The following is a 15,731-nucleotide window of genomic DNA, read 5'->3' as shown; positions in this document are numbered from 1 at the left end:
CACTGCACGGCCCGAAATAGCCCTCTACCGACGCGTCACCCGGCACCCACGTGCCAGCGGCGCAGCCGGTCGAGCTCGCCGGGCGGCACGCCGAGCAGGGTCACCCGGCGCCCGTCGCGGTGGACGGCCTGGACCCGCCAAGCGCGTCTCCCCGGCTGGTCGGTCCGCAGGTCGAGGATGTCGGCCCGGGTCAGCCGCTCCACCTCCTTGCCGGAGGTCACCAGCAGCGCGTCCTGCTCCAGCCGGGTGCCGCTGTGCTCGCGCCGGCTCGCCCAGACCAGGAAGACGCCATACCCGAGCCAGAGCAGGGCCAGCAGCACCTCGACGACCCGCCAGGGCCAGGTGAGGGCGAGCGCCAGGACGGCGCTGAGGATCACGGCGATCCCGATCGAGGCGCGCAGCGTCGGCAGCCAGCGGGGCTGCATGAGCCACTCGCGGGGTGGACCGAGCTCGCTCACCCGGCGCGCTCGACCTCGCTGCGCAGCTTGAGCACGGTGGTGCCGTCGTCCTGCTCGATCACGTAGGCGGGGCCGTCCTCGCTGCCGTCGCGCGTGATCGTGCTGCCCTTGGTGGTGCGGCTGACCTTGTCGTGGTGCACCTCGGTGACCTTGCCCTCGGCGTGCGAGTCGCCCCACTCCCAGCGCACCGTCGTGCCTTTCCTGATCGCCATGACCACTCCTGTCCTCGGGGCTCCCAGTGTGCTCCCGGAGCGGCGTCAGCGCCCCTTGAGCGCGCGCCGCACCTGCCGCACGTCGGTGGCCGGGACGCCGGGCAGCTCGACGGCCTCGCCGGTGGTGAGCATGGCCACGGCGCCGCCCCGGCGCGCGTCCTCGTCGATGTTCCTGACCAGGGCGGCGGGGACCTCGGTGGCCCGCAGACCGTTGTGCACGACCAGCCCGTCCTTGGACGCGGTCGTGCTGCCGCCGGTGCGCAGGTAGGCGAGCACGACCACCACGAGCACCGCGAGGCGCAGCACCAGGCCGAGCACGTCGTTCTGCACGGCGACCTCGCCGCCGACGTAGCGCGCAATGGTGAACCCGATGACGAGGACGAAGGCGAGCAGCAGCACCCAGGAGAGCGCCTTGGGGCGGTGGCGGGTCCAGGTCATCGGGTATGCCCCTCTCCCGCCAGCAGGTGGCGCGCGAGGAAGGCCACCGCCTCGTCCAGGATCGGCCCGATCGGCCGGCCCACGAAGCAGTGGTCGGCGTCGTCGACGATCGTCAGCTCGGTCTCGACACCGGCCGCCACGAGCGCGTCATGGATCTGGTGCGCGTCGTCGACGGAGACGACCTGGTCGACGCTGCCGTGCACGACCAGCGTCGGCGGCGCCCCCGGCCCGATCTGCGACACCGGCAGCAGCGCGGGCACGATCGCCGGGTCTGCGACCCGCTCCCCCTGCGCGGCGAGGAAGTCGTGGAACTGCTCGTTGGGGGTGTACCACGACACCAGCGCGTCGGGCACCGGCTGCGGCCCGTCGACGCCCACCTGCCCGACGAGCTCGACGCCGTCGACGACCTCGCCGCGGGCGGCCCGCACCGGGGCGTAGGAGGCGAGGCACGCGAGGTGACCCCCCGCCGACTCGCCCCACAACCCGAGGCGCGAGGCGTCGACGCCGAGGGTGTCGGCATACCGGACGAGGTAGCGCACCGCCGCGTGCACGTCGTGGACGCACGCCGGGAAGTGCGCCTCGCCGAGGTGCCGGTAGTCGACCGTCGCGACGGCCATGCCCGCGGCGACGACCTTCTCGAAGAGCGACTGCTGCGGCCACCACAGCGGGAGGTAGCGGCGGTCGCCCTCGTTCCACCCGCCGCCGTGGATCCACACGACGAGCGGTGGCCGCTCGACGCCCTCGGGGACGTGCACGTCGAGGGTGAGGTAGCGGTGGCCGTAGAGGATCGCGTAGGTCAGGCCGGTCCAGCTGCGCGCACCCGCGACGTGTTGTCCGGTGAGGGGCGGCAGGTGGGTCGGCGGCGGGCTGAAGCCCTCGTCGTCCTCCGGGCGGAGGTCGCGGATGTCCATGCGGACAGGGTATGCGCGTGGCCGCGCACCCTCGGCCGTTCCTCGTCGCCGAGGCGGGTCACCGGCTCACCAGCAGAGGCAGAAGGGGTGGCCGGCGGGGTCGGCATACACCTGGAAGCCGTGCTCGGCGTCGCGGTCGTCGGCCGCCTGGAGCAGCGTCGCGCCGACGGCCATGGCCTCGTCGTGCGCGGGACCGAGCGCCGGGACGACGAGGTCGAGGTGGACCTGCTGGGGCAGGCCGTCGGGCCACTGCGGCGGCTGGTGGTCGGGCGCGAGCTGGACGCAGACCGGCTCGTCGTCGCCCACCCGGACCGACCACCAATCGTCGTCCTCGTGGTCGACCGTGCCGCCCAGCAGGGTGGCCCAGAACGTGGCCTCGGTCTCCGGGTCCGCCGCGTCGAAGACGACGACCCGCGCGCGGATGTCCATGACGACAGTCTGCGACTCGCGTCACGAGTCGTCCACCAGCCGGCCCCGGGGCGGAGGTCCGCCCCGGGGACCGGGTCAGCATCAGACGACGGTCGTCGACTCCTCGAGCTTGAGGGCCACTCCGAGGGCGAAGAAGGTGGGTGCCCACTCGCCGACGAAGAGACCCCACCGGTCAGCCTGCGCCTTGCTGTCGTCAGCCGCGCCGCGGGACACGAAGTGGCTGACGAAGGACAGCCCGATCGAGGCCAAGCCGGCGGCGTAGCAGTGATCGGAGCGGAGGCCGACGGAGGAAAGGGTGCTGATCATGGTGCGTCTCCTTGGGTAGGGGGCGCGGGGTTGGGAGAGACCATCGTCACCCGTGGCCGCCCTTCTCGCAGCGCGAGTCAGCGGCAGCGGAGGCCAGCGCCTCACTCGCCGTCGAGCCGCTGCGAACCGCCCACCACCAGGGTGAGCTCGACGTCGACGCCGGCCAGACGGGCCGCGTCCAGCGCCTCCCGCAGCTGGTCGGTGCCAGGCCGCGGCGGGTCACCGATGACGACGATCTGCAGGGTGGACCCCTGCAGAGAGATCTGGGAGACCTGCCACCCGGCCTCCTCGGCCCAGGCGTCCGCCACCGGCTCGGCCGCCGCGACGAGGCGCTGTTCCTGGATGACCTTGAAGGAGCCGATGCCCAGGGGCACCGCCACGAGGACGAGAGAGACCGCGACCGCCACCAGCGAGCGGCCCCCAAGCCGGGCGACCGCCACCCCTGCCTCCATGGCCGCTTGGCGCACCCCGGCCAGGAGCATCACCAGCGTTCCCGTCGCGATGATCGCGGCGACGTTGGTGCCGAAGAGGAGGAGCGCCCCGACAGCCTCCCCGGGCGCCCCCGACTCCAGCGTCAGCCCGACGACGGCCAGCGGCGGCACGAGGGAGATAGCGATGGCGACGCCCGGCAGCGTGTCCGAGACGTCGGACCGGACGAGCGCGAAGGCGCCGACCATGCCCGTGGCGATCGCCGCGAGGAGGTCGATGAGGCGGGGGCTCACCCGTCCGGAGACCTGGCTGTTGGTCGCGGCCACGACGTCGGTCAGGACGACGAGGCCCACGAGATAGCCGATGACCACGACGGCGAGGGAGGCCCCGAGGACGGTGAGGATGTTGACCACCAGCTGCCGGCGGTCGGCCAGCACGACCGCCACCGCGGTCCCCAGGATGGGGGTCATGAGGGGCGCGACGATCATGGCGCCGATGACGGTCGCGGTGGAGTCGGCCACCACCCCGGCCGAGGCGATGATGCCGGCCAGGACGAGCAGCACCCAGAAGGCCGTGAGGTTGCGGAACCGGTCCCCCAGGGTCAGGAAGAGCCGTCCGGTGATGCGGTCGATGTCCTCGGCCGTGACGGCCAACGCCTGTCTCATGGCCGAAGTCTGGGCCGGTCCGGCGCGGCCGTCCACCCCTCGGGGTGAGGCGTACCGACTCGTCGGGGACGCGAGGCGGCGCTCACCCGGTTGGCGCTCGATGGGTGGGCGACCGGGTCAACGCCCGCCGCGCCGGATCTGCTCGAGCCGGTCGAGGTCCCTGCCCCTCACCCCCGGCAGACCGACCACGTCGCCGTCCCGCAGCCGGACCCGGGTCGGCCCCAGGACGCGGTCACCGGCGGCCTGGGTCGCCGCGACCTCGCTCCACGGGATGCGCCGCTGGCGCAGCTGTCGCACGACGATCCCCTCGCCGTCGACGACCGTGCGACTCCGCGCCACGATCAACCAGCAGGAGGCCACCACCATGTTGCAGACGGTGGAGACCCGCGTGCCCCAATGGACGTCCGTCGCGACGGCGACGACGAAGAACACCACCGCGACCACGAGCAACCCCCACAGGAGGCGCGTCCACCCACGGCTCAGCTGACGCCATACCTGCACCTCGTCACTGACCTCGCTCACCGTCCCGCTCCCCTCCTCCGGTCCACCGACGGGGCCCGACAACCTGGTCGGCGGTGGCACATCGAGCAGACGCTACCGTCCGGCTGTCATGAAGAGACGCATTTCTTGGACAAAACTTTACCCGTCAACTACTTGTCCCGCCCTCCGGGTGAAGCCACACTTTTCTGGTCGTCGTGCGGCTGCCTCGAAGACCGCTGCCCTGCCGGGCAGGTGCGCCGCCACCCCGTCCGGGGTCCACCGCCCCAGGGCAGAGATGAGGACGAGATGGCCCCCTCCCGCCGAACCCTGCCGCAGGCTGCCGGCCTGGCACCGATCGTCCTGCCCGCTCATCACCGCAACGGGCACGGCGGCGTGAAGGAGAGCCCCAGCCCCACCCCGTCGCCCACCGACCCGGGGCCGACCGGCGACCTCTCCTTCAGCGGCTACAACTGGCTGCGCCGCACCTGGCCGGGTGCACCGCACTACAACGGCCAGTGGTCCGGCGACAACGTCGTGCACAACGGCGACGGGACGGTGACGTTGCGGCTCACCAACCCGGGTGGGTCGCCGGTGGCGGCCGAGCTGCTGTCGACGCGCACCGGTTGGGGCTACGGCAGCTACTCGCTCGACTTCCGGGCCGACTTCGACGTGGTGTCGCAGTCGGTGGTGTGGGGCAACCTCTTCACCTACGACTCGACCCAGCCGTGGGACGCGAGCCACAACGAGATCGACGCCGGCGAGATCTCGGCCTGGGGAGTCCCGGGCATCGCCCCGCGGCTGACGGCCGGCTACTGGCTGCCGGGACCGACCAACGTGCTCAGCCACAACGAGTCCCTGCCCACGGGCCCGCGGGTCTTCCGGTCGACGATGACGTGGGGGTCGGGCTCGGTGTCCTTCGCGACGTATGCCGGTGCCACCGCAGCGACCACGCTCATCGCCTCCTCCCGCATGGACAGCTCGGCCCTGCCGGTCCCGGCCGCCGAGCGCGTGCACGTCAACCTGTGGGTGACCTCGGCCGACGAGGACGACGAGACCGCGACTGCGCCCTGCGAGGTCACCGTCACCAGCTTCGGGTTCACCCCGGCCTGAGCGCTGGCCGGCCCGTCCGGGCGCGGTGGCGCTCGGTAGGTGCTCGAAGAGCTGGGTCCGTGTGCGGTGGTGGCCCTTGAGGGGCCACGACCGCACACAGGCCAAGGACGACGACGCTCCGAGGTGTGTGAACGGTCCTCGACCGGGCGGGCCGGCGGGGCGGGCCGGACGGGATCACGACCGGTGCCGGCCGTCACTCAGCCTGCGGCCGAGCTGTCCGCCCTGAACGCCTCGCGGGTGAGCCGGCGGTGGGCGGCGACAACGTCGTGGAGCTGCCGGTAGGCCCGCTCCTCCAGGCTCCTGAACTCCTCTGCGTCCAGACCCAGGCTGTCGGCATGGACGGTCAACGAGCGCCACAGCCCGGACTTGCCGCTGATGCCCGACTGGACCAGCTCGAGCTCCAGCAGGGGCGTCAGGGGTGAGCGCCGCCGGAGGCGGCCGTTCGTCTTGAGCCTCCCGACGAGCTCCCCGGTGCGGGCCAGCAGCAGCTTGGCGCCGCTGCGCTGCAGGCCCAAGGACCCGATGACCTCCACGAGCCGGCTGCGGTCCTCGCTCACCTCCTGCAGCAGCTGGGCGATCTCCCCGGCGACCGGCAGGTCACCGTAGTTCTGGTGCATCATCGTGAGCCGCTGCACCATCCCCGTGGCACCCGTCAGGTGATCCTCCAGGTAGATCTGCAGCAGCTCCCGCTCGGGCAGGTCCTCCGCCCGCTGTCCTGACGACCTCATGGCCGCCCCTCCTGTCGCACCGGGCCCCGCGGGCTGAGCCCACGCGCACGGCCGGACCGACTCTCTCCCCGCTGTGTCCTCACCCCTCGACCCTAGGCAGCCGTCCGGGTCTGGCAACCCGAGCCGCCACCGTCAGGGGTGTATGCCGTGCCGTCCCGGAGGGTGCGGCTTGCAGCGCGTGGACAGAATGGACCGGATGCGACGAGGACGACAGGGACAGCGGGAGTGACGGCGGAGAGCGGCCTCGGCGCCCGGCACCCGCGGACGGTCATGGTCGCCGTCGCGGTGATCCTCATGACGCTCGGCTGCGGCCTCGGGTGGTGGACGTCCGTGGAGGGTGGCCCCCTGCCCGTGGACCTCTGGTGGAACAGCGTGGTCACCGATGTGCGACTGCCGCTGTTGCTCGACGCAGCGCTCGTGCTGGACCGGCTGGGCGCCGGGGTCGTCGGGGTCTACGTCATACCCCTCGGCGCGGCCGTGGCCCTGGCCGTCTCCGGCCGACGCTGGTCCGCGGCATACCTCCTCGTCGCGCTGATCGTGAGCGCCCTCCTGGTGCAGGCCCTCAAGCACGCCTTCGACAGGACACGGCCCGACGGCCTGCTCGTCACCGTCGACGAGGGGTCCTTCCCCTCGGGCCACACCGCCAACGCGGCCACCCTCGCCGTCGTGGCGGTGCTGCTGTTCCCGGCGCTCTGGGTGCGGGTCGTGGGCGTCGTCGCCGTGGCGCTCATGGCCTGGAGCCGCGCCTACCTGCACGTCCACTGGCTGTCCGACACCCTGGGCGGCGTCCTGATCGGGAGCGCCGTGGCGCTCCTGCTCGCGGCCGCCTTCTGGGGGCCGGTCGAGCGGGAGCGCCGTCTCCGCGTCACTCCTTGTGCAGGACGTCCTGGACCCGGGCGGCCCCCTTCTCGACGGGGTTGGGCGCGTCCGTGGTCCCGAACAGGCGGGCGTCGGGTCGGGTCGGCTCCGGCATCGGGGCGCTGGTCGTCGGCCCGTCGTGGTAGCTGAAGGTGCCGTTCCCGTCCGGTGTCGGCCCCTGCGCCCACGGCCCGTCGGCGGCGGCCGCCCCGTCGGAGAAGTTGAGGTACTGGTAGGACACGTCGGTGTGCTCCTTCTTCTGCGGGAAGTTGCTGGGCACCGGCAGCTGCTCCAGCCCGTCCTCCTTGAGCTGCTCGATCGCCCGCAGCCACTGGTTCTGGTGCATGGTGTCCCGCGCCAGCAGGAAGCCGAGCATGTCCCGCACCCCCTTGTCCTCGGTCATGTGGTAGAGCCGGGCGACCTGGACGCGGCCCTGCATCTCGGCGTTGGCGTTGGCGTGGAAGTCGGCCAGGAGGTTGCCGCTCGCGGTGACGTATGCCGCCGACCACGGGTTGCCGTTGGAGTCCACCGGGCGGGCGCCGGCGCCCGCGACGATCGCGTGCTGCACGTCGGTGCCCCCGACGATCGCGGCCACGGCGGGGTCGTCCTGGACGGCGTCACCGGTGACGCCCAGGGGTGCGTCCTCGAGCAGCTGGGCGATCATCGTGGCCAGCATCTCGACGTGCCCGAACTCCTCGGCACCGATCCCGAACAGCAGGTCGCGGTACTTGCCCGGGATGTGGGCGTTCCACGACTGGAAGCCGTACTGCATGGCCACGGTGATCTCGCCGTACTGGCCCCCGAGCACCTCCTGCAGCTTCCGGGCGAACACGGCGTCCGGCTTGTCGGGGGTGGACGAGAACTGGAGCTCTTGACGGTGGAAGAACATGGGCGTCTCCTTCGAGGGGAGCCGCCCGGCTCGGGCGCAGACGGCATCGGGATGCCGAAGCGCTCTGCTTGACCTCGGCTCGGACGCCGAGAGGCGCCACTGCTGCCAACCTAGGGCGCCCCCGGGGGACGGCAACTCCAACGGCCACCACGGTTCCTCGTCACCGAGGACACGCCGGCTCTGGCCGACCGCTCGGCGGAGGCGGCGCTCAGCCCTTGGAGCCGGTGGTGGCGATGCCCTCGACGAAGTGCCGCTGGCCGACGAAGAACAGGATGATCATCGGCAGCGTCGTGATGACGCTGGCGGTCACGATGATCTCCCAGTGCCACTCCCCGCCGAAGCCGTAGCGGTCCAGCAGCGCCTTCAGGCCGCGGGGGACGGTGAAGTTGGCGGAGTCGCGCAGGTAGATCAGGGGACGCATGAGGTCGGTCCAGGTCGCCTGGAACTCGAAGAGCAGGGTCACGATGAGGGCCGGCTTGCACAGGGGCAGCGCGATCCGGGTGAACATCGTCCAGTGCCCCGCGCCGTCGACCTTGGCCGCGTCGAAGAGCTCGCGCGGCAGGCCGAGGAAGAACTGCCGCAGCAGGAAGATGTAGAACGCGCTGCCGAAGAGATTGCCGGCCCACAACGGCGTCAGGGTGTCGACCTGCCCGAGGGAGTTCCAGATGAGGAAGACCGGGATCATCGTCACCGCCCCGGGGAGCATCATCGACCCCAGGACGAGGGCGAAGAGGGCGTTGCGGCCCGGGAAGCGGTAGTAGGCGAAGCCCCACGCGACCATCGAGCTGCTGATGGTGACCGCCACGGCCGCCAGCACGGTGACGAGCACCGTGTTGCCCAGCCAGAGGAGCATGGGCGCTTCCTGCCAGACGTTGATGTAGTTCTCGAAGGTCGGGGTCCGCGGGATCAGCCTGTTGTCGAAGACCTCGCCGCGCGGCTTGAACGAGGCGCTGACCAGCCAGACGAAGGGGTAGAGGAAGAGCACGCTCAGGGCGAGGAGCACCGTCGTGACCACGACGGTGCCCACCCCTGGCAGCCGGCGACGCCGCCGCTCGGCGGCCTGCTTCTCGGTGCCCTGCTGCTCGGTCCCCTGCCGCTCGGCGACGGCGCTCACCGCTGGTCACCCTCGTAGAAGACGAACCGTCGGGAGACGGTGACCTGGATCGCGGTGATGACCATGATGACGACGAAGAGCACCCAGGCCATGGCCGAGGCATACCCCATGTTGAGCGACTCGAAGGCCTGCCGGAACAGGTGGATGACGTAGAACAGCGCGGCGTCGTTGGAGTAGGTGGTGTTGCCGACGCCGAAGAACGCCGTGTAGGCCTCGGTGAAGGACTGCAGGGCCGCGATGGTGTTGACGATGAACACGAAGAAGAGCGCACCCGAGATCATCGGGACGGTGACGTGCCAGGTGCGTCGCCACGAGCCCGCACCGTCCACCCGCGCCGCGTCGTGCAGCTCCTGCGGCACGTTGCGCAGCGCCGCGAGCAGGATGATGACCGAGCCGCCGACGCTGAGCAGGCTCATCATGACCAGACCGGGCTTGATCCAGTCGGGGTCCGTGGTCCAGTTCGGCCCCTCGATGCCGACCCAGCCCAGGACCGTGTTGACCAGGCCGTTCTGCCCGTTGAAGAGCAGCAGCAGCAGGACCCCGGTCGCGACGGGAGGAGTCATGTTGGGCAGGAAGAAGACGGTGCGGAAGAAGCCGGAGGCGCGCTTGGCCCGGTTGAGCAGCAGGGCCAGCCCGAGCGAGACCGCGACGTAGGCCGGGACCTGGATCACCGTGTAGACGACGGTGTTCCACAGCGACAGCCGGACCTTGGGGTCCTCGAGCATGCGCTCGTAGTTGTCCAGCCCGATCCACTGCGCGTCGGTGAGGACGTCGTAGTCGGTCAGCGACAGGTACCCCGAGTAGAGCACGGGCCACGCCGTGAAGACGGTGAACCCGACCAGCCAGGGGCTGAGGAACAGCAGCGCGGGGCGGAGCTCACGCCACCGGTAGTGCTGCTGCCGTCGTCGCCGGCTCCGGTCGGTGTCCGCGACCGTGGGGTCGGCCAGCCGGGTCAGCGCCGGGTCCTGGGTCTGGCTCGCCACTCAGCCCTCCTGCTCGTCCCAGGTCGACCAGGCCTCGTCCAGTGCCTCCTGCGCCTCCTCCTGTGCCTGCTCGAGCGCCTCGGCCGGCTCCTGCTGGCCGTTGAGCACCCGGTTGACCGCGTCCATCCACGCCTGCTTGAACTCGGCGTCGGCGGGGTTGGCCGGCAGCGCGAAGGTGTGCTCGTTGGCCTCGTAGAGCGCCTCCACCGCGGCATCCCAGGGGCCCTCACCGGACGGGGTCACCAGCTCCTTACGGATCCGCTCGTCCGCCTCGGCGTTGCCGGTGAGCAGGCCGGTGAACTGCAGACCGTCCTCCTCGCGCAGCCGGACCCGCTCCTGCGCGGCCGCCATCCACGACTCCGTCCGGACCATCTCGGCGGCGAACCGGCAGGCTCCCACCGGGTTGTCGCTGCCGCTGGGGATGGCCCAGGCCGACCCGGAGGCGTATGCCAGCGGCTCGCCGTCTCCGTCCCGGACGGTGTCGAAGGCCATGGGTGCGTCGGGCGAGACCTCGTTGAGCACGTTGACGTACCACTGCTCCATCGGCATCGCCCCGAGGGTGCCGGAGGCGAACTGGTTGCCCGAGCCGAAGAAGTCGGCGGAGTCGCGGAACGCCTTGACCTCGCCGAAGCCGCCCTGGGCGTCGTAGATGCCGACCGCCCACTCCAGCGCCTCCAGCACCGCCGGGTCGTCGAGCTGGGCGGTGCGGCCGTCCTCGGACAGCAGGTCGGCCCCACCGGCCTTCGCCCACAGCGGCAGGAACTCCGGCAGCTTGCTGTCGTAGCCGATGACCTCGATGCTGCCGCCCTCGCTCTCATGCAGCTGTTCGTTCGCCTCCGCGACCGCCTCGCGGTCCGAGCCGTTGACGTCCTCGACGCTCAGCCCCGCCTCGTCCAGGAGCTCCTGGTTGGCCATCGTGAGCTGCACCGTGTTGAACTCCGGTATGCCGTAGACCTCGCCGTCGAAGGTGACCTGGGACAGGGCGCTCTCGACGAACACCGACGTGTCGACCTCCTCGGTCTCGACGCAGTCCGTGAGCGGCATGATGGCGCCGCGGGAGGCCAGCGTGCCGACCTGGGTGCGGTCGACCCTGATGAGCCCCGGCTCCTCGCCCGCAGCCACCGAGGACAGGAACTGCTGCATGTCCAGACCGCCCTCGGTGAGCTGCACGTCGACCTCGGGGACGGCCTCCTCCGCCAGGTCGTAGCGCACCTGGCCGATCTCGTCGTCGAGGCCGAAGCCCATGATGCTCAGGACACCGGAGGCCGTCTCCTCGGCGAAGTCGGTACCCCCCTCCGGCGCCTGCGTCTGCCCGGTGGCGCACGCCCCCAGCGCGAGGGTGGCCACGACTGCTGCTGCCCCTGACGTCCTCATCATCGGTGTCCTCTCGGTCGGGTGCTGTCAGCAGAATGTCAACAGCACTTCTCCGGAGCGGCAATCGGAAGTGACACCTCCCGGGACGCGGCTGTGGCAGGATAGCCGTGATGGAGGACCTCCTCGAGGCGGAGCGCTGTCTCCAGGCCGCCCAGAGCGCCGGTGACGTCGAGGCCCTGGACCAGCTGCGGCATACCGACGTCGTCGCGATGGGCCCGGACGGGTCGACCTTCACCAAGGAAGCTGACCTCGAGACCCACCGGTCGGGGGCCCTGCGCATCGTGTCCCTCGTCGAGCGCTCGGTCGACGTTCAGCAGGACGGACCGACCGGGGTGACCCGCACCGTCGCCGACATCGAGGCGGTGCAGGACGGCGTGCCGGCAGCCGTGCGGTTCCGCTACACCCGGCTGTGGGTGTGGGCAGACGGCCGCTGGCAGGTGCTCGCCGCGGCCTTCGGGCCGGCCGACGGCGAGGCCGGCGAACCGGCGGGCGAGGCGCGGTAGTCAGGCGCGGTAGTCAGGCGCGAGCGCCTGCGCCCCCGACCTCGCGGGCGACCCGGCGTACCGCGTCGACGCTCAGCTCGACGTCGTCCTCCGTGGTCGACCAGTTGCTGACCGAGATCCGCAGCACCCGTTGCCCGTGCCACGTGGAGCCGGTCATCCAGGTGGTGCCGTCCGCGAGGAGCCGCCGGACCACCTCGTCGGTGCGCTCGTCCGAGCCGAACGTCGCGCAGACCTGGGTGAACACCACGTCGTTGAGCACGGTGACGCCGGGTATGGCGCGGAGGGCCTCGGCGAAGGTGGAGGCGTGGTGGCACAGCCGCTCGACCAGCTCGGCGACCCCGTCGCGACCGAGGCACCGGAGCACCGCCCACACCGGGACCGCGCGGCCACGCCGGGACAGCTCGGGCACCTTGTCCAGCGGCTGACACACCTCGTCGCGCAGCAGGTAGGCACCCTGGACCCCCATGGCCGCCTGGAGCGCCGCGGGGTCGCGCACGATGCACAGGCCGCTGTCGTAAGGCACGTTGAGGGTCTTGTGGGCGTCGGTCGCCCACGAGTCGGCGCTCTCGTGTCCGCGCACGAGATGCCGGTATGCCGGTGACGCGGCGGCCCAGAGCCCGAAGGCGCCGTCGACGTGCACCCAGGCGCCGTGCCGGTGCGCGGCGGCGACCGTCTCCTCGAAAGGGTCACTCGCGCCGGAGTGGATGTTGCCGGCCTGCAGGGACACCAGGACCGGTCCGTGCCCTCCCTCGGCCAGGGCCTGCTCGAGCGCGTCGGGCCGCACCCGTCCCTGGTCGTCGACGGCCACCGTCTCGGGGGCACCGAGGCCGAGGTAACGCAGCGCGACGTCGACGGTGTCGTGCCGCTCGGCGCCGACGAGCACCCGGACGGGCGGGCCGCCGGCCAGCCCGTGGCGCGCGACGTCCCACCCCGCCCGGCGGAGCACCGCCTCGCGCCCGGCGGCGAGCCCGGTGAAGTTGGCCATGGTGGCGCCGGTCGTGAAGCCGACGGCGCTCTCCGTGGGGAGGCCCAGCAGGTCGAGCAGCCAGGCACTGGCGATGTCCTCGACCGCGCTGTGGGCCGGCGTGACCGTGCGCAGCCCGGTGTTCTGGTCCCAGGCGCTGACCAACCAGTCCGCCGCCATCGCGGCCGGGTGCGTGCCGCCGACGACGAACCCGAAGAAGCGGCCCGAGGCCGTGGCGGTCAGCCCGGCGTCGCTGGCCTCCGCGAGGAGCGCGACGGCCTCCTCCGGCGGGCAGCCTCGCTGCGGCAGGTCGGGCCCGAGCGCGGTGATGAGCTCCTCGATGGACGCCTGCGGGGGCACCGGCCGGTCCCCCAGCGAGCCCAGCCAGTGGAGGGCGTGCTCGTGCGCGACCTCCAGCGCCCGGGAGTAGGAGCTCATCTCCGGAGTGTGCTCCTGCCGCGATCCTCCCGACAAGCAGGTGGTCAGGCCTGGTCGTGCTGGTCCAGCAGCTGTCGGATCGCCCGGGTGATGCTGGGGTCTGTGGCGTGATGGGTGGTCAGCCAGCCCAGGACGGCCCGGGCGGCGTCCGCGTTGTGCTCGTAGCCCGGGACCATCCGGGCCAGCGGGAGGTCGGTGCGCAGGTCGGCCTGCTCGATCCGGCGGGTCGACTCGAAGCGGTCGGGGTGGTCGAGCCGCGAGGCGGGGTCGAGGCGCACGAGCGCGAGGACGCGGTCCACGGCATACACCTGGATGAAGCGCATCGCGGTCAGGCGCTCGCCTCGCAGCTCGCGGTGGAGCCCGACGTAGAGGTTGGTGAGCGCCTCGTTGACGTGGAAGTCGACGGTGTCGAGGGCGGTCGGGCTCGGCGGCGGCTCGCTCGTCAGGAGGTCGCGGCCGTCGCGGGACCAGACCACCCGGGCGCCGACGACGGCCAGGGCGGCGAGCTCGTCGGGGGTGAAGACGGCGTACTCGACGAAGAGCCCGTCCTCGAACAGCGCCTTGCGGCCGTTCGGGTCGTTGACGAAGCTGAACGCGACGTGGCCGCCGAAGCCGGCGAGCCAGCCCGGGTCCTGCAGGTAGCGCTGCTTGGCCGTGGCGCTGTCGACGACGACGAAGACGTCGATGTCGGAGTGCTCGTCGAAGCGGTGGGTCTCCTGCCCCGCCGACCCCAGGCCGAGGACGGCCAGGACGTCGTCGTCGTGTGCCAGGTGGGCTGCGAAGTCGTCCAGCCGCAGCAGGGTGGGGTGCAGGGGTGGGGCGGGAGGCGTCGCTCGCGACATGGTGTCGTCCTTTCGGTGAAGGTCGACGTGTCAGCCCGTATGGGGTGCTCCCCACCGGGGTCGCGACAGTGTCAGCGTAGTGCTGCCCCCCGTTTCAGCGCACGACCTCCCTCCGCCCCGGCCAGGTGTTGCACCAACGGCGCGGACCCGCGAGGGTGACGTCTGTGCCACCCGACATACGCCTCCATCCGCAAGCGGCCCACCTCGCGCGCGGAGCGCTACGCCATGGGCAAGGCGCTGCGCAAGGAGGTCCCGCGCAAAAGCCTGGGTGACTGGACTCCCCGGGCGGGGCGGCCGGACCCGGTGGCGCTCATCCAGGAGTCGCACGAGGGGCGGCGCAGCGAGCTGGTCCCGGTGCGCGTGGGTCGGATGGTCACCAACCCCTACGGCTTCCTGCGGGGCACCGCCGTGGTCATGGCCGACGACGTCGCGCATCTGCCGGCGACCGGGATCATGCCGGTGATCAGCGGCGACGCGCACTTCGGCAACTTCGGGTTCTACGCCTCCCCCGAGGGCGAGCTGGTCATCGACCTCAACGACTTCGACGAGGCCCACCCCGGGTGCTGGGAGTGGGACCTGCGCCGCCTGGTCGCCAGCATCCACGTCGCCGGGCGCGCGAACGGCCTGTCCGAGCAGCAGTGCGAGGCCGCCGTGCGCGCCTGCGTCGCGGCATACCGCGGCGAGCTGAGGTTCCTGGCCGAGCAGCCGCTCCTCATGCGCTCCTACAACCGGCTCGACGTGAACCGCCTGCACGAGACCGCGACCGAGAAGACCCTGCGCAAGGAGATCCATCGGTCGGCCAAGCGCGCCCGCAAGCGCACGAGTGATCGCGCGCTCCCGAAGTTCACGACCGAGCAGGCCGGACGCCGGGTGATCGTCGAGGACCCGCCCACGATCACCCGGGTCAGCGACCAGGAGCGGGACGCCCTGGCCGAGGCGCTCGACGGCTACCTCCTGCCCCTCGCCCCGCACTGGCGCCGGGTGGTCGGCGGCTACACCCTGGTCGACATCGCCCACAAGGTGGTCGGGGTCGGCAGCGTGGGGCTGCGCGCCTACGTCGCGCTGCTGGAGGGCAGCACCCCCGACGACGTGCTGTTCCTCCAGCTCAAGCAGGCCCGCCGCTCGGTCATCGCCCGCCACGTGCACGGCGACTCCGCCCTGCACGAGCACCAGGGCCAGCGGGTGGTCGAGTACCAGCAGGCGCTGCAGACGGTCAGCGACCCGCTGCTGGGGTGGGCGACCGTCGGCGACGACTACACCTACTACGTCCGACAATTCCGCAAAAGCAAGGGCACCATCCCCCTGGACGCGATCGACGCGCCGGCCCTGGCCGACTACGCCGGCATCGTCGGTCACCTGCTCGCCAAAGGCCACGCCCGCACCAGCGGAGCATCGATGATCGCGGGGTATGTCGGCGGCTCGGACAAGGTGGACGTCGCCCTGAGCAGGTTCGCCCGGCTGTATGCCGACCAGACCGAGGCCGACCACGAGCAGCTGCTGGCCGCGGTCACCCGCGGCGAGCTCCCCGTCCCGGAGGGTGCGCTGGACGGCGCGAGCTCCGCCTTCCGCCCCTGAGCGGTCTCTCGCCTACGCTCGATGG

General features: G+C 71.8%; 18 protein-coding genes and 1 pseudogene. 4 read left to right on the top strand and 15 right to left on the bottom strand.

Annotation, left to right across the window (positions count from 1 at the left end):
- Nucleotides 1-35: 35 nt before the first annotated feature.
- The 8 genes from SGUI_RS13880 to SGUI_RS13845 form a co-directional block, all read right to left on the bottom strand.
- Nucleotides 36-458 carry a hypothetical protein gene (locus SGUI_RS13880; RefSeq protein WP_066641269.1) on the bottom strand — a complete coding sequence of 141 codons (423 nt, stop codon included), beginning with the start codon at nt 456-458 and terminating at the stop codon, nt 36-38.
- A complete protein-coding gene (locus SGUI_RS13875; protein ID WP_066643421.1) occupies nt 455-670 on the bottom strand; it encodes a hypervirulence associated TUDOR domain-containing protein in 216 nt (71 codons plus the stop codon). Before SGUI_RS13875 ends, SGUI_RS13880 begins: the two co-directional genes overlap by 4 nt.
- A gap of 45 nt (nt 671-715) precedes the next feature.
- Nucleotides 716-1,108, bottom strand: a complete 393-nt coding sequence (locus SGUI_RS13870; RefSeq protein ID WP_066641267.1) for a PH domain-containing protein — start codon at nt 1,106-1,108, stop codon at nt 716-718.
- Nucleotides 1,105-2,019 carry an alpha/beta hydrolase gene (locus SGUI_RS13865; RefSeq protein ID WP_066641265.1) on the bottom strand — a complete coding sequence of 305 codons (915 nt, stop codon included), beginning with the start codon at nt 2,017-2,019 and terminating at the stop codon, nt 1,105-1,107. Before SGUI_RS13865 ends, SGUI_RS13870 begins: the two co-directional genes overlap by 4 nt.
- A gap of 66 nt (nt 2,020-2,085) precedes the next feature.
- A complete protein-coding gene (locus tag SGUI_RS13860) occupies nt 2,086-2,448 on the bottom strand; it encodes a VOC family protein (protein WP_066641263.1) in 363 nt (120 codons plus the stop codon).
- A gap of 81 nt (nt 2,449-2,529) precedes the next feature.
- On the bottom strand, nt 2,530-2,754 hold the full coding sequence (locus tag SGUI_RS13855; protein WP_066641261.1) for a hypothetical protein: 225 nt from the start codon (nt 2,752-2,754) through the stop codon (nt 2,530-2,532).
- A gap of 101 nt (nt 2,755-2,855) precedes the next feature.
- Nucleotides 2,856-3,848: a DUF389 domain-containing protein gene (locus SGUI_RS18285; RefSeq protein ID WP_066641260.1), complete on the bottom strand. Its 993-nt coding sequence runs from the start codon at nt 3,846-3,848 to the stop codon at nt 2,856-2,858.
- A 117-nt stretch (nt 3,849-3,965) separates the two neighbouring features.
- Nucleotides 3,966-4,370, bottom strand: coding sequence for a PH domain-containing protein (locus SGUI_RS13845; RefSeq protein WP_066641259.1), 405 nt, complete (start codon nt 4,368-4,370; stop codon nt 3,966-3,968).
- A gap of 264 nt (nt 4,371-4,634) precedes the next feature.
- Between SGUI_RS13845 and SGUI_RS13840 the strand changes: the two genes are divergently transcribed.
- Nucleotides 4,635-5,438, top strand: coding sequence for a LamG domain-containing protein (locus SGUI_RS13840; RefSeq protein WP_066641258.1), 804 nt, complete (start codon nt 4,635-4,637; stop codon nt 5,436-5,438).
- 197 nt (nt 5,439-5,635) lie between these two features.
- On the opposite strand, the gene SGUI_RS13835 is transcribed toward SGUI_RS13840, so the two are convergent.
- Entirely contained in the window at nt 5,636-6,166 is a 531-nt protein-coding gene (locus tag SGUI_RS13835) for a hypothetical protein (RefSeq protein ID WP_066641257.1), read from the bottom strand.
- A 270-nt stretch (nt 6,167-6,436) separates the two neighbouring features.
- Here SGUI_RS13835 and SGUI_RS17870 point away from each other — a divergent pair.
- Nucleotides 6,437-6,940: pseudogene (locus SGUI_RS17870) on the top strand (phosphatase PAP2 family protein); the annotation flags it as partial.
- Nucleotides 6,941-7,031: 91 nt separating this feature from the next.
- Here SGUI_RS17870 and SGUI_RS13825 read toward each other — a convergent pair.
- The 4 genes from SGUI_RS13825 to SGUI_RS13810 all read right to left on the bottom strand — a co-directional run bounded on the left by SGUI_RS13825 (nt 7,032) and on the right by SGUI_RS13810 (nt 11,387).
- Nucleotides 7,032-7,913 carry a manganese catalase gene (locus SGUI_RS13825; protein ID WP_066641253.1) on the bottom strand — a complete coding sequence of 294 codons (882 nt, stop codon included), beginning with the start codon at nt 7,911-7,913 and terminating at the stop codon, nt 7,032-7,034.
- 208 nt (nt 7,914-8,121) lie between these two features.
- On the bottom strand, nt 8,122-9,027 hold the full coding sequence (locus tag SGUI_RS13820) for a carbohydrate ABC transporter permease (RefSeq protein WP_157621853.1): 906 nt from the start codon (nt 9,025-9,027) through the stop codon (nt 8,122-8,124).
- Nucleotides 9,024-10,010 carry a carbohydrate ABC transporter permease gene (locus tag SGUI_RS13815; protein ID WP_237141369.1) on the bottom strand — a complete coding sequence of 329 codons (987 nt, stop codon included), beginning with the start codon at nt 10,008-10,010 and terminating at the stop codon, nt 9,024-9,026. The genes SGUI_RS13820 and SGUI_RS13815 overlap by 4 nt, the downstream gene beginning before the upstream one ends.
- Nucleotides 10,011-11,387, bottom strand: coding sequence for an ABC transporter substrate-binding protein (locus SGUI_RS13810; protein ID WP_083190695.1), 1,377 nt, complete (start codon nt 11,385-11,387; stop codon nt 10,011-10,013).
- Between the two features lie 107 nt (nt 11,388-11,494).
- On the opposite strand from SGUI_RS13810, the gene SGUI_RS13805 reads away from it, so the two are divergent.
- Entirely contained in the window at nt 11,495-11,887 is a 393-nt protein-coding gene (locus tag SGUI_RS13805; RefSeq protein ID WP_066641251.1) for a nuclear transport factor 2 family protein, read from the top strand.
- 13 nt (nt 11,888-11,900) lie between these two features.
- On the opposite strand, the gene SGUI_RS13800 is transcribed toward SGUI_RS13805, so the two are convergent.
- The gene (locus tag SGUI_RS13800; protein WP_066641250.1) at nt 11,901-13,289 is read right to left on the bottom strand and encodes a pyridoxal phosphate-dependent decarboxylase family protein; all 1,389 of its coding nucleotides are present in this window, start codon (nt 13,287-13,289) and stop codon (nt 11,901-11,903) included.
- Between the two features lie 44 nt (nt 13,290-13,333).
- Nucleotides 13,334-14,131 carry a hypothetical protein gene (locus SGUI_RS13795; RefSeq protein ID WP_066641248.1) on the bottom strand — a complete coding sequence of 266 codons (798 nt, stop codon included), beginning with the start codon at nt 14,129-14,131 and terminating at the stop codon, nt 13,334-13,336.
- Nucleotides 14,132-14,356: 225 nt separating this feature from the next.
- Here SGUI_RS13795 and SGUI_RS13790 point away from each other — a divergent pair, with 225 nt between their 5' ends.
- Nucleotides 14,357-15,706, top strand: a complete 1,350-nt coding sequence (locus tag SGUI_RS13790; protein ID WP_083190694.1) for a DUF2252 domain-containing protein — start codon at nt 14,357-14,359, stop codon at nt 15,704-15,706.
- Nucleotides 15,707-15,731 lie beyond the last annotated feature (25 nt).

Origin of the sequence: Serinicoccus hydrothermalis (assembly GCF_001685415.1) — a bacterium.
Lineage (GTDB): Bacteria > Actinomycetota > Actinomycetes > Actinomycetales > Dermatophilaceae > Ornithinicoccus > Ornithinicoccus hydrothermalis.
The sequence above is the reverse complement of the archived record's forward strand: the minus strand, read 5'-3'. Positions and strand labels throughout refer to the sequence as shown.

Excerpts from the sequence above, each read along its gene's own strand:
- SGUI_RS13865 (WP_066641265.1), bottom strand. The coding sequence starts at position 2,019 with ATGGACATCCGCGACCTCCGCCCGGAGGACGACGAGGGCTTCAGCCCG.
- SGUI_RS18285 (WP_066641260.1), bottom strand. The coding sequence starts at position 3,848 with ATGAGACAGGCGTTGGCCGTCACGGCCGAGGACATCGACCGCATCACC.
- SGUI_RS13875 (WP_066643421.1), bottom strand. The coding sequence starts at position 670 with ATGGCGATCAGGAAAGGCACGACGGTGCGCTGGGAGTGGGGCGACTCG.
- SGUI_RS13840 (WP_066641258.1), top strand. The coding sequence starts at position 4,635 with ATGGCCCCCTCCCGCCGAACCCTGCCGCAGGCTGCCGGCCTGGCACCG.
- SGUI_RS13790 (WP_083190694.1), top strand. The coding sequence starts at position 14,357 with ATGGGCAAGGCGCTGCGCAAGGAGGTCCCGCGCAAAAGCCTGGGTGAC.
- SGUI_RS13805 (WP_066641251.1), top strand. The coding sequence starts at position 11,495 with ATGGAGGACCTCCTCGAGGCGGAGCGCTGTCTCCAGGCCGCCCAGAGC.
- SGUI_RS13800 (WP_066641250.1), bottom strand. The coding sequence starts at position 13,289 with ATGAGCTCCTACTCCCGGGCGCTGGAGGTCGCGCACGAGCACGCCCTC.
- SGUI_RS13855 (WP_066641261.1), bottom strand. The coding sequence starts at position 2,754 with ATGATCAGCACCCTTTCCTCCGTCGGCCTCCGCTCCGATCACTGCTAC.
- SGUI_RS13870 (WP_066641267.1), bottom strand. The coding sequence starts at position 1,108 with ATGACCTGGACCCGCCACCGCCCCAAGGCGCTCTCCTGGGTGCTGCTG.
- SGUI_RS13795 (WP_066641248.1), bottom strand. The coding sequence starts at position 14,131 with ATGTCGCGAGCGACGCCTCCCGCCCCACCCCTGCACCCCACCCTGCTG.
- SGUI_RS13860 (WP_066641263.1), bottom strand. The coding sequence starts at position 2,448 with ATGGACATCCGCGCGCGGGTCGTCGTCTTCGACGCGGCGGACCCGGAG.
- SGUI_RS13810 (WP_083190695.1), bottom strand. The coding sequence starts at position 11,387 with ATGATGAGGACGTCAGGGGCAGCAGCAGTCGTGGCCACCCTCGCGCTG.
- SGUI_RS13825 (WP_066641253.1), bottom strand. The coding sequence starts at position 7,913 with ATGTTCTTCCACCGTCAAGAGCTCCAGTTCTCGTCCACCCCCGACAAG.
- SGUI_RS13835 (WP_066641257.1), bottom strand. The coding sequence starts at position 6,166 with ATGAGGTCGTCAGGACAGCGGGCGGAGGACCTGCCCGAGCGGGAGCTG.